Annotated in this window: 10 protein-coding genes, 1 tRNA gene and 1 pseudogene; 2 read left to right on the top strand and 10 right to left on the bottom strand. The window is 42.7% G+C overall.

Annotation, left to right across the window (positions count from 1 at the left end; genetic code table 11):
• Window positions 1–182 precede the first annotated feature (182 nt).
• The 9 genes and pseudogenes from HXT44_RS02980 to HXT44_RS02940 all read right to left on the bottom strand — a co-directional run bounded on the left by HXT44_RS02980 (window position 183) and on the right by HXT44_RS02940 (window position 9,202).
• Window positions 183–256, bottom strand: a tRNA-Leu gene (locus tag HXT44_RS02980).
• A 232-nt stretch (window positions 257–488) separates the two neighbouring features.
• Window positions 489–1,928, bottom strand: coding sequence for a pyruvate kinase (pyk, locus tag HXT44_RS02975; protein ID WP_004111304.1), 1,440 nt, complete (start codon window positions 1,926–1,928; stop codon window positions 489–491).
• A gap of 235 nt (window positions 1,929–2,163) precedes the next feature.
• Complete coding sequence (gene uvrB / locus HXT44_RS02970; RefSeq protein WP_421783130.1) at window positions 2,164–4,278, bottom strand: excinuclease ABC subunit UvrB; 2,115 nt, start codon at window positions 4,276–4,278, stop codon at window positions 2,164–2,166.
• 52 nt (window positions 4,279–4,330) lie between these two features.
• Window positions 4,331–5,035 carry a dephospho-CoA kinase gene (gene coaE / locus HXT44_RS02965; protein ID WP_103013973.1) on the bottom strand — a complete coding sequence of 235 codons (705 nt, stop codon included), beginning with the start codon at window positions 5,033–5,035 and terminating at the stop codon, window positions 4,331–4,333.
• A gap of 69 nt (window positions 5,036–5,104) precedes the next feature.
• A complete protein-coding gene (locus HXT44_RS02960; RefSeq protein WP_004111293.1) occupies window positions 5,105–5,677 on the bottom strand; it encodes a TM2 domain-containing protein in 573 nt (190 codons plus the stop codon).
• Window positions 5,678–5,901: 224 nt separating this feature from the next.
• Window positions 5,902–6,018: pseudogene (locus tag HXT44_RS02955) on the bottom strand (dephospho-CoA kinase); the annotation flags it as partial.
• A 70-nt stretch (window positions 6,019–6,088) separates the two neighbouring features.
• Window positions 6,089–6,418: a TM2 domain-containing protein gene (locus HXT44_RS02950; protein WP_012914052.1), complete on the bottom strand. Its 330-nt coding sequence runs from the start codon at window positions 6,416–6,418 to the stop codon at window positions 6,089–6,091.
• A gap of 250 nt (window positions 6,419–6,668) precedes the next feature.
• Window positions 6,669–8,171 (bottom strand): 30S ribosomal protein S1, encoded by a 1,503-nt coding sequence (rpsA, locus tag HXT44_RS02945; RefSeq protein WP_012914051.1) that lies wholly within the window; start codon window positions 8,169–8,171, stop codon window positions 6,669–6,671.
• 146 nt (window positions 8,172–8,317) lie between these two features.
• Entirely contained in the window at window positions 8,318–9,202 is an 885-nt protein-coding gene (locus HXT44_RS02940) for a bifunctional methylenetetrahydrofolate dehydrogenase/methenyltetrahydrofolate cyclohydrolase (protein WP_004110747.1), read from the bottom strand.
• A gap of 121 nt (window positions 9,203–9,323) precedes the next feature.
• Here HXT44_RS02940 and HXT44_RS02935 point away from each other — a divergent pair, with 121 nt between their 5' ends.
• Window positions 9,324–10,376, top strand: a complete 1,053-nt coding sequence (locus tag HXT44_RS02935; protein WP_116994806.1) for a metal ABC transporter solute-binding protein, Zn/Mn family — start codon at window positions 9,324–9,326, stop codon at window positions 10,374–10,376.
• Between the two features lie 212 nt (window positions 10,377–10,588).
• On the opposite strand, the gene HXT44_RS02930 is transcribed toward HXT44_RS02935, so the two are convergent.
• A complete protein-coding gene (locus HXT44_RS02930; RefSeq protein ID WP_012914048.1) occupies window positions 10,589–11,185 on the bottom strand; it encodes a CarD family transcriptional regulator in 597 nt (198 codons plus the stop codon).
• 134 nt (window positions 11,186–11,319) lie between these two features.
• Here HXT44_RS02930 and glgB point away from each other — a divergent pair, with 134 nt between their 5' ends.
• Window positions 11,320–13,593 carry a 1,4-alpha-glucan branching protein GlgB gene (gene glgB / locus HXT44_RS02925; protein ID WP_041160487.1) on the top strand — a complete coding sequence of 758 codons (2,274 nt, stop codon included), beginning with the start codon at window positions 11,320–11,322 and terminating at the stop codon, window positions 13,591–13,593.
• Window positions 13,594–13,601 lie beyond the last annotated feature (8 nt).

Raw genomic sequence — 13,601 nt, 5'->3', positions numbered from 1 at the left:
ACTTTTTTTACGCTCACTTACTTGCAATTGTGCACTGTGGATCATCGTTGTTCCTTTCACATCACGTACAGCACTTTCATTGTGCGAGAATACTTTTATTATTATACGCTTATTGTTTATGTACGAGACATTAAAATACAAAATAAAAACGTCGCCTAGCAAGCTAAGCGACGTCGTGCACGTGCCCCCGGTGAGACTCGAACTCACACTGCACAGATTTTGAGGCTGTTTCCTCTACCAATTGGGATACAGGGGCATTTTTAATTTTCCGCATTTTTTTGCGACTTGTCGACTATAGCACACTTTAAGCCACATGCAAATAGTTAAAGCATTTTGCGCGTGTCGCAAATCAATAATATTAATCATACATAACATAATGCGCGCAAACTGCAAAACAGCTAGCGCGCATTATGCAAACTATACTACTGCGCAAATGCACTTAAACTAGAAGAACTAGCGTATTAGTACAAGAACGCAGAATCAAATAATTAGTCGCAAGCACCAACGGTGTGAACGTAGATGGAGTCAGTACGACCAGCCTGGCGTTCACCCTGAGCAGTGCTCAAGATAACAATCTGATCACCATCGGAAACCTTACCGGCTTCGCGAAGAACCTTGTCAGTGAAGATCATCAAATCGTGACGATTCATGTCATGGTAATCTTCATCAATCAAGAAGCCTTCAGTGCCCCAGCTCAAAGCCAACCAACGATAAGTGTGCTCATTGTTAGTCAAGCCAAAGATTGGAGCGGTTGGGCGTTCACGAGAAATACGATGAACTGTGCGACCAGTCTGAGTGTAAGCAACAATAGCCTTAGCATTAAGCTTATCTGCCAAGTCAACAGCTGCAGAAGAAACAGCACCGGTGCTAGACATATCAAGCTCAACAGCAGGAATGCGATCATAGCCGTGCTCAGTTGCGTACTGAGAAATACGGGACATGGTCTTTACGGTAACATCTGGGTACTTACCAACAGCAGTTTCGTTAGAAGTCATTGTTGCGTCAGCACCGTCGAGAACAGCGTTAGCGCAGTCAGAAGCTTCTGCACGGGTTGGAACTGGAGAGTTAACCATTGTGCCAAGAACTTCAGTAGCAACGATAACTGGCTTTGCATAGCGACGAGAAAGCTCGATGCAACGCTTGGTGACCAGTGGAACCTCTTCGAGAGGCATTTCAACAGCCATATCACCACGAGCAACCATAATGCCATCGAAGGTCTTAACAATCTCTTCCAAGTTTTCAACAGCCTGTGGCTTTTCAATCTTGGCGACGATTGGAATACGACGACCTTCTTCGTCCATGATTTCGTGAGCGCGATCAATATCGGTAGCGAAACGCACGAAGGACATAGCAATAATGTCAGCGCCGGTGCGAATAGCCCAACGAAGATCAGCCTCATCCTTTTCAGTCAAAGCTGGAAGAGAAACTGCAACACCTGGGAGGTTAATGCCCTTGTGGCTGGAAACTGGACCAGCAACAATAACCTTAGTGTGAACGTCGTTGCCTTCTACCTTGGTTACCTCAAGACGAACCTTACCGTCATCGATAAGGATTGGGTCGCCTGCGTGGCAATCTCCTGGCAAGCCCTTAAAGGTTGTAGAAGTGCGGTGCTCGTCACCTTCAACATCATCAGTAGTGATGATGAACTCCTGACCTTCTTCCAAATAAACCTTATCTTCGCCTTCAGCGTTCTTCTTGAACCAACCGCAGCGAATCTTTGGACCTTGCAAATCAACAAGAGCAGCAACATTGCGGCCAGTGGACTTGGAAGCTGCACGAACGTTGTTGTAAACGCGCAAATGATCTTCAGGAGTGCCGTGAGAACGGTTCAAACGAGCAACATCCATACCGGCTTCAACAAGCTTGGTAATACCTTCCAAGGATTCGGTAGCTGGACCAATAGTATCAACGATTTTGGCTTTACGCATAATGCCTACCTATTTTCTATTTCTGTTTATTTTTTATGAGCGATTTAATGATAGAAACCATAAAACGCCCAATTCCGCTTTCCAGTGTATCAACGTATTGTGACCGCTTATTGTATTTATTCGGCGTTTTGTGAACGCTCACAGAAAATAACATAAAATCGCAGATAATACTTGAATAACGCTCAGATAATGCTTGAACAATAGTTGAATAATAATTGAGAATAATAGTTATTTTCTAACTTTGAGCATCGCTTATTTGACGCAACTCTTTCTTTAGATCGCGTATTTCGTCGCGCAATCGCGCTGCAAGTTCAAATTGCAACTGTTGCGCAGCAACATGCATCTGCTCGCTCAAATTTTTAATCAGTGACATAATATCGTCTTGCGGAAGCTCAGAAATATTCGCCATACGCTTTTCTTTGCTTTGCTGCCCAAGATTTGGCTCTTTTGGCATGCCATAATGCGAGTTCCCAGCCTTATTAGCATTCCTGTAACCGCCTGCTAGCAAAGTTTGAGTATCAACATCCTCTTTAGCAAGCATGTCGTTCACATCGCTAATCTTCTTTCGCAAAGGCTTAGGATCAATTCCATGAGCCTTGTTATACGCGATTTGCTTTTCGCGGCGGCGCTCTGTCTCGCTAATAGCCTTGCTCATAGCATCAGTAACAGTATCCGCATACATAAGAACAGTTCCAGAAACGTTACGAGCAGCACGACCAATCGTCTGAATAAGCGAACGGTAAGATCTTAAGAAACCTTCCTTATCTGCATCCAAAATCGCAACAAGCGAAACTTCCGGCAAATCCAAACCCTCACGAAGCAAATTAATGCCAACAATCACATCAATTTTGCCTTCGCGAAGCTCGCGCAAAAGCTCCACTCTGCGCAAAGTATCAACATCCGAATGCAAATACTCAACTTTAATACCAAGCTCAAGGAAGTAATCAGTTAAGTCTTCCGCCATTTTCTTCGTAAGCGTAGTAACAAGAACGCGCTCATCTTTTGCAACTCTAGCCTTAATCTCCGCAAGCAAATCGTCAACTTGGCCTTCTACAGGGCGAACCTCAATCTTAGGGTCAAGCAAGCCAGTTGGGCGAATAATCTGCTCAACTACACCATCCGAAAGCCCAAGCTCGTAATCTCCAGGCGTTGCAGAAAGATACACAGTTTGACCAACATGCTCCAAAAATTCGTTCCACTTTAACGGGCGATTATCCATTGCCGAAGGCAGCCTAAAGCCATGCTCTACAAGCGTTCTTTTGCGCGAAGCGTCGCCTTCATACATGGCTCCAATTTGCGGCACTGTTACATGCGACTCGTCTAAAACAAGCAGAAAGTCGTCTGGGAAAAAGTCAAGCAAAGTATGCGGAGGCGTGCCAGCCGCGCGGCCGTCAAAATGCCTAGAATAATTTTCCACTCCTGGGCATACTCCAACTTGGCGAAGCATTTCCAAATCATACGTAGTTCGCATCTCTAAACGCTGAGCTTCCAGCAATTTATTTTGCTTTTTAAGCTGCGCTACTCTTTCATCACGCTCTTTTTCAATCGCCTTTAACGCGCACTCCATGCGCTCAGGTCCTGCAATATAGTGAGATGCTGGGAAAATATGAACGCTACTCTCCTGGCGAATTACTTCTCCTGTAAGCGGATGCAACATGGTAATTCTGTCAATTTCGTCGCCAAAGAACTCAATTCTCACAGCTAATTCTTCGTACACTGGAATAATCTCGACTGTGTCACCTCGCACTCTAAAAGTTCCGCGCGTAAACGCAATATCGTTGCGCTTGTATTGCATGCTCACAAATTGGCGTAATAAATCGTCTCGCTCAAGCTGCTCGCCAACGCTTAGCATAAGCATTCGCTCGGCATACTCCTCTGGAGTACCAAGGCCGTAAATGCAAGAAACAGTAGCCACAACAACGCAATCCCGTCGAGTAAGTAAATTTGCTGTAGCTGCGTGACGAAGACGCTCAACATCGTCGTTAATATTCGAGTCTTTTTCAATATACGTGTCTGTTTGCGGAATATACGCTTCTGGCTGGTAGTAATCGTAGTAAGACACAAAATAGCTCACAGCATTATCTGGCATAAGCTCACGAAACTCTGCGCAAAGCTGAGCTGCCAAAGTTTTATTCGGCTCAATAATAAGGGTAGGCCTTTGCAAACGCTCAATAAGCCAAGCGGTTGTAGCGGTTTTACCAGTTCCTGTAGCACCCATTAAAACAACGTCGTTTTCGCCGTTTTCAATGCGATTAGCCAGCTCGTCGATTGCTTGCGGCTGATCTCCTGAAGGCTTGTATGGCGCTTTTACTACAAAAGGCTTGTTTGTGCGCTGAATTTTATTCGACATGTATTTACTTCCCCAGTTTTTTACTTCCCCAGTTTTTTACTTCCCCAGTTTTTTACTTCCCCAGTTTCGTCATTTCAGCACTTTTATTGTTTGCGTCACACAACCATGATTTTAGCGTATTGTCAACACTGTTAAGCATCGATTCCATTGGTTTAGTGGAATCAACTACAAAATCTGCGATATTTTTTCGCATTTTACTAGGAAGCTGACTATTTATGCGCGCCAAAGCCTGATCCTCAGTCATATTTCGCTCGCTTATCATTCGTTTAACGCGAATTTCTTGAGGCGCTTCAACAGTAATAATATGGTCAAAACTAAATGGAATGCTGTCGATTACTTGCGCAAGGAGCGGAATATCGTGCACAATAACTGAATTTATACTGTCCAACACGTTGCGATTTTCCTTAGAAATTTTACTAATATACTCGCTTTCATACTTGCTTTCTAAGAGCTTTGCGCAATCATAAATAGCAGGATGAATAAGCGACTCAAGCTTCTTACGATTTGCACAACTCTCATCGGAGTACCCAAAAACATGCTTTGCAATAAACTCGCGATTTAAAGAGCCATCATTCAAAACGACATTCTCCCCAAAAATGCTTACGATTTGCTGAAATACGTAACCTCCTGGCTTCACAACCTCGCGCGATAAAACATCGTAATCTATAACAAAAGCGCCAAGCGAACGCAAATGATTTACTACTGTAGATTTTCCGGCAGCAATTCCGCCCGTTACCGCAATACGCATTATTGTCATATATAAATTATAAGTAATGCCCCAGTAACTAATTACCGGAGCATTATACGCTAAATAATAATTGTAAAATTAGTCTTGAAGTTCAGCTCCATCGGCATCCTTATGCCACTTAGAACCAGGCTGAGAGCAAAGGATGCAAATTCCTTCAATAAATGCCCAAATTCCAGAAACAAAAGCCAGCAAGCCGAAAGAAAGAATAGAAATAAGCAGCTGAGCAACAGCCTTGCCTTTAAAACCAAGATAGAAATTGTGCACACCCAAAGCACCCAAGAAAATGGCTAACAGGCCTGCAGCAATCTTGTTACGAGAGCTTCTGTATGTGTTTGATGAATAATTAGACCCATAGTTAGAGTATGAAGATGCTTGATTGTACTGAGGAGTAGACTGAGAGTACTGACCATATTGCGGCTGAGCATTGTATTGCGGCTGAGCATATGAATTCTGATCATACTGAGTCTGACCATACTGTGGCTGAGCATTGTACTGAGTATGAGCACCATACTGGGATTGGTTGTTATATTGTGGCTGAGCCTGGTTATACTGCTGGGACTGATCATTGTACTGTGGTTGTCCATACTGAGTCTGTCCGTCAGAGCCGGAGTAATCTCCAGTTTGATTATCTAAATCACTCACAATAATCACACTTTCTCTCGTAAGAAATTTATTTTCTTAAAAACTGTATAATAAAAAATTAATAAATCAAAGCGTTATTACTAAAGATATTAAAAGATGCCCCGATGATTACTCACCGAGGGCATCTTATTTATAAGCTTTTAGTAGAAAAATACTTCTTTTCGCTCAAAAGCTGTTCACACAAAGCTGCGAGCTGATCGGAATCAGCTAAAGCACCTTCGATAGAAGTTTCATTCACGCGCTAAAACATCGTAATCTATAGCAAACGCGCCAAGCGAACGCAAATGATTTACTACTGTAGATTTTCCAGCTGCAATTCCGCCCTTTACCGCAATCCGCATCATTGTCATATATGAATTATAAATAATGCCCCAGCAAATAATTACCAGGGCATTGTTTATTAACAATAATTATAAAACACTAATCCTTTAACTCGGCACCATCAGCATCTTTGTGCCACTTACTTCCAGGCTTTGAGCAAAGAATCAAAATACCCTCAACCAATGCCCATATTCCCGTAATAATCAACAGGAACCCAAAGGAAAGAACAGAAATAAGCAGCTGTGCAATCGCCTTTCCTTTAAAACCAAGGTAAAAATTGTGAATACCCAATGTGCCTAAGAAAATCGCTAGCAAACCTGCAACAATTTTCTTGCGCGAGCTTACTAAAGTTGCTTTAGTGTTCTCCTCACTATTTCCATCGTACGAAGGGAACTGAGCATTTTGCTGGTTGTTTTCCAAAGTGTTCATATTTTAACCATCCTTTTAGTAAATACGATTAGTAAATACGATTGACGTTTTACATCATATAATCACGATTATTAAAAGAAAATTGATTGTACCTATATTTAATTACAAAACTTGAGTTATAAAATACTTGTCAAATATACTCAAGATACTCGTAAAACATTATGAACAACAATACGCAAGATGCCCCCGATGATTACTCACCGAGGGCATCTTACTGTTTTATTTACAAGCTTCTAGTAGAAAGTAGAAACTACTTCTTTTCGTTCAAAAGCTGTTCACGCAAAGCTGCGAGCTGATCGGAATCAGCTAAAGCACCTTCACTAGTTGCTTCAGAAGAATAGTTGGAAGCAACTTCTTCCTTCTTTTCTTCCTTAGCTGGCTTCTTTTCAGCTTCTTCGCTCTGACCGTCAGCAGCAGCAGATTCAGCTGCAGCCGCAAGTTCCTTAGCAGCGAATGCCTTGTGCTCTTCCCAAAGCTGGTGTGCTGCAGCATACTGAGCTTCCCACTCTTCGCGCTGCTGCTCGTAACCGACCATCCATTCGTTAGTGTTTGGATCGAAGCCTTCTGGGTACTTGTAGTTGCCTTCAGCATCATATTCAGCTGGCATACCGTAGAGAGCTGGATCAAAATCTTCAGAATTTGGATCTACAGCTTCAGTAGCTTGCTTCAAGGAGAGGGAGATGCGACGACGATCGAGATCAACGTCGATAACCTTCACGAATACTTCTTCGCCACCCTTAACAACAGTTTCTGGGTTCTCTACGTGACGGTTTGCAAGCTCAGAAATGTGAACCAAGCCCTCAATGCCATCTTCAACGGAGATGAACACACCGAACTGAACAATCTTTGTGACCTTGCCCTTAACGACCTGTCCAGGAACATGAGTGCGAGCGAAGCGCTGCCATGGATCTTCCTGAGTTGCCTTAAGGGAAAGGGAAATACGTTCGCGATCGAGATCAACGTCGAGAACCTCAACGGTAACCTTATCGCCAACCTTAACAACCTCAGATGGGTGATCGATGTGCTTCCAAGAAAGCTCAGACACGTGAATGAGACCGTCAACACCGCCGAGGTCAACAAACGCACCGAAGTTTACGATAGAAGACACAACGCCTTCGCGAATCTGACCCTTCTTAAGCTGCGAGAGGAAGGTTTCGCGAACTTCGGACTGGGTTTCCTCAAGGAACTGGCGACGAGAAAGCACAACATTGTTGCGGTTCTTATCGAGCTCGAGAATCTTAGCCTTAATCTTCTGGCCAATGTATGGAGAAAGATCGCGCACGCGACGCATCTCAACCAAGGAAGCTGGCAAGAAGCCGCGAAGACCGATATCAACAATCAAGCCGCCCTTAACAGCTTCAATAACGGTACCTTCAACGATGCCGTCTGCATCCTTAATCTTCTCGATGTCACCCCAAGCACGCTCATACTGTGCACGCTTCTTGGAGAGAATAAGACGTCCTTCCTTGTCTTCCTTAGTTACAACAAGGGCTTCAATGGTGTCGCCAACCTCGACAACATCATCTGGATCAACGTCTTTTTTGATGGAAAGTTCACGGGAAGGAATTACACCTTCAGTTTTGTAGCCGATGTCCAGCAATACTTCGTCGTGATCAATCTTTACGACTGTACCTTCAACTAAATCACCATCATCAAAATTCTTGATGGTTGAATCGACTGCCTTGATGAAGTCTTCTTCGGTGCCAATATCATTAATCGCAACCTTGGCGACTTCGTTATTATTCTCTGCCATTAGTTATTAGTGGTTTCTTCTTGGGGTGGATATTACTCGATATTTAATTATGTATTTATGCTACATGTGCATACTATGCACACGCTTTGTCGATTTTATATACAGGTATAGCCAAAATTTACGTTTTACTTCGGGCGTGTCGCATTTTATTTGCAATTAGCTGCTCGCTCAGCCATATCTACAACATTCGCCAGCAACATAGCTCGAGTCATCGGACCTACCCCACCAGGATTCGGAGAATACGCTCCAGCAACTTCTCGACAAGCTGAATCAACATCACCTTTTACACGATATCTGCCAGCCTCTTCATCAAAAACACGAGATACACCAACATCAACAAGAACAACGCCAGGTTTAATATCTTCAGGCTTAACAAAACCAGCACAACCCATTGCTGCAATTATTACATCAGAACGGCGCATAATCTCCTGAACATTCCGAGTATGAGTATGGCACAACGTAACAGTTGCATCTACTCCCCTGCGTGTTAACAGAAGACCAATAGTACGCCCAACCGTAATGCCACGACCAAGCACACAAACTTCCTTACCAGAAAGTTCAATACCATACTCATCAAGCAAAGCTAAAATTCCACGCGGCGTGCACGGCAAAGGTGTTGTAATATTACCGGAAATATGCGTAACAAGTTCACCCAAATTATATGGATGCATTCCATCACAATCTTTTGCAGGATCAATAGAAGAAATAACTTTTTGAGCATCAATACCTTTTGGCAATGGCAGTTGCACAATAAATCCAGTACAAAGAGGGTCATTATTTAATTTCTGTAAAGCAGCAAGAATCTCATCTTCACTAGCATCTTCTGGCAGATCGCAACGAATAGAATTAATCCCCACTTCTTCGCAATCACGATGCTTACCAGCAACATATTTCAACGAAGCAGGATCACTACCTACAAGCAACGTACCCAAACCTGGATTAATGCCTTTTTTATGTAAAATAGCAACGCGCGCTGCCAAATCTTTTTTAATTTTACTAGCTAAAGCCTTACCATCTAGCACAATAGTCATAAAAAATTCCTCCCAACTCGCACAATTCGTAAGGATAGGCTATCGTGAAGTATAGAAGATATGGGTCGACTAACAATTTTACGTGCGCCGACGCACCATTATCACGGGAGGAGTCACAGTGATGCGTACCGTTCTTTGTGCAGTAAAGAAGTTTGGAAAAACTGCCATAACATGCCTTATTGCTTCTGCAGTAATACTTGGATTTGCAGCTTGTGGAAAAACTGAGGAAAAACCAAAAGAAAAACCAAAAGCTGCAACAAATATTTCTGTTGTATCCACTGTTGACACCTGGGGTAGCTTAGCTCAAGAGATTGGTGGCTCTGACGTCAAAGTTGAATCAGTTATGACTGGTTCAGATACAGACATATCGTCGTTTAAACCTAGCTCAAAAGATTTAAAAAATATGCAGAATGCACAAGTATTAGTTACAAATGGTGCAGGCTACGATGATTGGGCAAACAAAGTACACCCAGCTAAAGCTGAAGTGCTTAGTGCAGCAGGTACTGTAGGAGCACTTAACGGAGACAATCCATATCTTTGGTTTTCTCACGATGCTAGGAATGCTATGGCATCTGCCATGACTGACACCTTCTCCAAAGTTTTGCCATCAAAAAAGCAAGCTTTTTCTAAGCGACTAGCACAATGGCAGGAAAAGGAAAAGAAATTAACCACCTACTTAAGTGATTTCTCTAAAGAAAATGGTAACGCAAAGTATGCTTCTACATCTCCTATTCTTTTCTGGCTAATGTCTGATGCCAATTTGAAAGATAGCTCACCTAAAGAATATGTTGACTCAGTAAATAACAATAATGAACCAGAACATTCAAGCGTTGAGGAGTTTCAGAAGCTTATTGAAGGTCGCAAAATTGATGTGTTGATTAGCGATAGCCAGCAAGGAAACGATGTTCTGAACTTGCTAAGCGGAATCGCAGGACGCAGCTACACGTCTACAGTACGAGTAAGCGAACTTATGCCAAAATACGCAGATCAGCTTGATAAATGGATTATGAAGATTTGTGACGACCTACATAATGCTGTAAAAGCAACAAAGGATATGCGTAAAGACATTGATGATAAAGAGCCTCAAAAAAAGCCAATCACTGAGAAGCCACATGTAGCAAAGAATACTAATCCTAAAAATTCTAACCAAGGTCAGCAAGATCCAGGCAAGTAAATTTAGGTGAATCTATAAACATAAAAATCCTTGTATTTTACAAATGCAAGGATTTTTTATTATCTGTTTTAAGCAAGAACAAAAGCAAAACATACAATAAATACGTAAGCAAATATATAAGCAAAAGCCCTTCTAACTCGCCGATATACCGACATTTAGAAGGGCTTAAATAATATGAACAATTAATATTTATTTATTTTGCATATCGCAAATCATTTTTTCTTAGATTTCTTGCTACGCTCTTCTAACAGCGCTAAAGTTCGCGATGCAGGCTCTTCTGGAGCTACAGTATGGTGATTTTCATCGCCTTCTTGAGGCTCCTTGTATCCAAGATTCACATCTAAAAGTCGCTCCGCCTCAATCTCATCAATCTTTTCAGACAAAGCAATTTCGGAAATTAAAATACTGCGAGCGCGAGCAAGCATTCGCTTTTCTCCTGCAGATAAACCATGTTCATCAACATCTCGCTGAGATAAATCACGAACTACTTCAGCAATATTGTTAACATCGCCAGTAGCAATCTTCTCTACATTAAGCTTGTAGCGTCTAGACCAATTCATCTCTTTTTCAACTATTGGAGTACGCAAAATCTCAAAAACTTTTGCAACTTCTTGCGCTCCAACAATGTCTCGCACGCCAACTTTTTTAACATTATCGACAGGTACGTTAATTTCTAAACCATCAGATGATAACACTACCAATCGTAAATATTGACGAGTTACACCTTTTACGGTGCGCTCACTAATTTCTTCAACACGAGCCGCACCATGACGAGGATAGACGACCATATCGCCGACTTGATATTCCACAGAACCCTCCGTATGCACAGAAAAACTCATAACAGTTTCCCATAAGGTCACGACTTGAAAAAATTTTCATATTTTTTTCACAATAGCGCGAAACACACGCGACTTACAGCAATAAAGCATGTATGATAGTCAGCATGAGTACAGTTACTAACATCAATGAAGATGCAGTCGCAGTTCCAGTCCGACAGGATGTATTAGCTGCGGTGAGCAATGCAGAATATTACAATCCACATGAGGTTCTTGGAGGTCACCTTGGAACTGGCAAAGGTGCCGACACTGTAACCGTCCGCGTATTGCGCCCTATGGCAAAGAAAGTTGTTATTCTTACTAAGAACGGTGAATACGAAGCTAAACACGAATATAACGGCATCTTTACAGCTGTTATTCCTGCAGTAAAGCATACAAAAACAAAGTCTTGGTCTGTTCCTAGTTATCGCGTTTACACTGTGGAAATAGACGGTTCTGAGTCCACAGATGATGATCCTTACCGTTATTTGCCTCAAGTTGGCGAACTTGACATGTACTTATTTGGAGAAGGTCGTCATGAGCGTCTTTGGGAAGCATTAGGCGCACACGTCAAAACGATAACAGATTCATGGGGACTTATATCTCCTGAAACTGGAAAGATGGTAAAGAAAGTTACTGGTACTGCTTTCTCAGTGTGGGCACCAAATGCTCGTGCAGTACGCGTAGTTGGTAACTTTAATTACTGGAATGGTCGTCGCCACGCTATGCGCTCACTCGGCTCTTCTGGCATTTGGGAACTTTTTATTCCAGGAGTTACAGCAGGAGAAGTATATAAGTACGAAATTCTTACACAATCTGGCAATTGGATTATGAAAGCCGATCCAATGGAGCGCTCTCATGAAGTTCCACCAAACACAGGATCTGTTGTTGTTGATTCTGAGTTTAAGTGGCACGATACTGATTGGATGGATGAGCGCGCAAAAACAGATGCTCACAATGGTCCAATAAGCATTTACGAAGTACAAGCTAACAGCTGGAATCGCGATTTGGGTAATTATCGCGAACTTGCTGATCATTTAGTTGATTATGTGCAAAGAGAAGGCTTTACTCACGTCGAGTTTATGCCGTTGACACAATATCCATTCTCTGGATCTTGGGGATATCAAGTAACGGGTTATTATGCAGTAGATTCTCGCCTTGGCTCCCCTGATGACTTTAAGTACTTGGTAGATAAACTCCACAAAGCAGGCATTGGCGTCATTATGGATTGGGTTCCAGCTCACTTCCCTAAGGATGACTTTGCACTCGGTCGTTTTGATGGCACAGCATTATATGAGGATCCTGATCCTATGCGAGGCGAGCATCCTGATTGGGGTACTTACATCTTCAACTTTGGTCGTCATGAAGTTCGTAACTTCTTGGTTGCTAATGCTTGCTTCTGGCTTGATGAATACCATGTTGACGCGTTGCGCGTTGATGCAGTATCCTCAATGCTTTACTTGGATTACAGCCGTGAAGCAGGACAGTGGAGACCAAACATCTACGGCGGACGCGAAAATCTTGAAGCAATTGACTTCATTAAGGAAGCAAACGCAACTGCATATAAGAATAATCCTGGCATCATGATGATTGCTGAGGAATCCACTGCTTATCAAGGCGTAACTGCACCAACCGATATGGGCGGCTTAGGATTCGGCTTGAAGTGGAATATGGGCTGGATGCACGACACTTTGCAATATCTTAAAGAGGAACCAATTAATCGTCGTTGGCATCATAACGAAATTACATTCTCAATGGTTTATGCATACTCTGAGCATTATGTGTTGCCATTAAGCCACGATGAAGTTGTGTACGGTAAGGGTTCGTTACTTGGAAAGATGCCAGGAGACGAATGGCAACAGTTCGCAGGATTGCGAGCATTGCTTGCATACCAGTGGTCTCATCCAGGCAAGAACCTTCTGTTCATGGGTGGAGAAATTGGACAGTCCAGCGAATGGAACTTCAATACTTCGCTTAACTGGAATGAGCTGCAATGGCCGTTCCATCAAGGTGTGCAAAAGCTTGTTGCAGATTTGAATACTCTATATAAGAGCTCTCGTGCATTCTGGAGTCAAGACTTTACTCCTGATGGTTTCCAGTGGCTTACAAGCGACGATTCCGATCACAATACTTTAAGCTACATGCGTATTGGCGACGACGGAGAAGAAATCGTTGTAGTAGTAAACTTCTCAGGTCAAGCTTGGCAAGACTATCAGGTTGCGTTACCAAAAGACGGACAGTGGGAAGAGATACTCACAACTGATGATGCAAAGTATTGCGGATCTAATATTCACAACGGCACATTCACTGCTACTGCTGCAGAGTATCATTCTCGACCATACTCTGCAAGAATCACTGTTCCAGCGTTAGGTGCGGTATTCTTGAAGCCAGTACAACACTGAAAGGTCTT

Origin of the sequence: Gardnerella sp. DNF01198P, assembly GCF_049244165.1 — a bacterium.
Lineage (GTDB): Bacteria > Actinomycetota > Actinomycetes > Actinomycetales > Bifidobacteriaceae > Bifidobacterium > Bifidobacterium swidsinskii.
This window is presented reverse-complemented; position numbering and strand designations above follow the sequence as displayed.

Bases quoted from the DNA above. Each gene is read 5' to 3' on its own strand.
- uvrB (WP_421783130.1), bottom strand. From the start codon at position 4,278: ATGTCGAATAAAATTCAGCGCACAAACAAGCCTTTTGTAGTAAAAGCG.
- HXT44_RS02935 (WP_116994806.1), top strand. From the start codon at position 9,324: ATGCGTACCGTTCTTTGTGCAGTAAAGAAGTTTGGAAAAACTGCCATA.
- glgB (WP_041160487.1), top strand. From the start codon at position 11,320: ATGAGTACAGTTACTAACATCAATGAAGATGCAGTCGCAGTTCCAGTC.
- coaE (WP_103013973.1), bottom strand. From the start codon at position 5,035: ATGACAATAATGCGTATTGCGGTAACGGGCGGAATTGCTGCCGGAAAA.
- HXT44_RS02950 (WP_012914052.1), bottom strand. From the start codon at position 6,418: ATGAACACTTTGGAAAACAACCAGCAAAATGCTCAGTTCCCTTCGTAC.
- HXT44_RS02940 (WP_004110747.1), bottom strand. From the start codon at position 9,202: ATGACTATTGTGCTAGATGGTAAGGCTTTAGCTAGTAAAATTAAAAAA.
- pyk (WP_004111304.1), bottom strand. From the start codon at position 1,928: ATGCGTAAAGCCAAAATCGTTGATACTATTGGTCCAGCTACCGAATCC.
- rpsA (WP_012914051.1), bottom strand. From the start codon at position 8,171: ATGGCAGAGAATAATAACGAAGTCGCCAAGGTTGCGATTAATGATATT.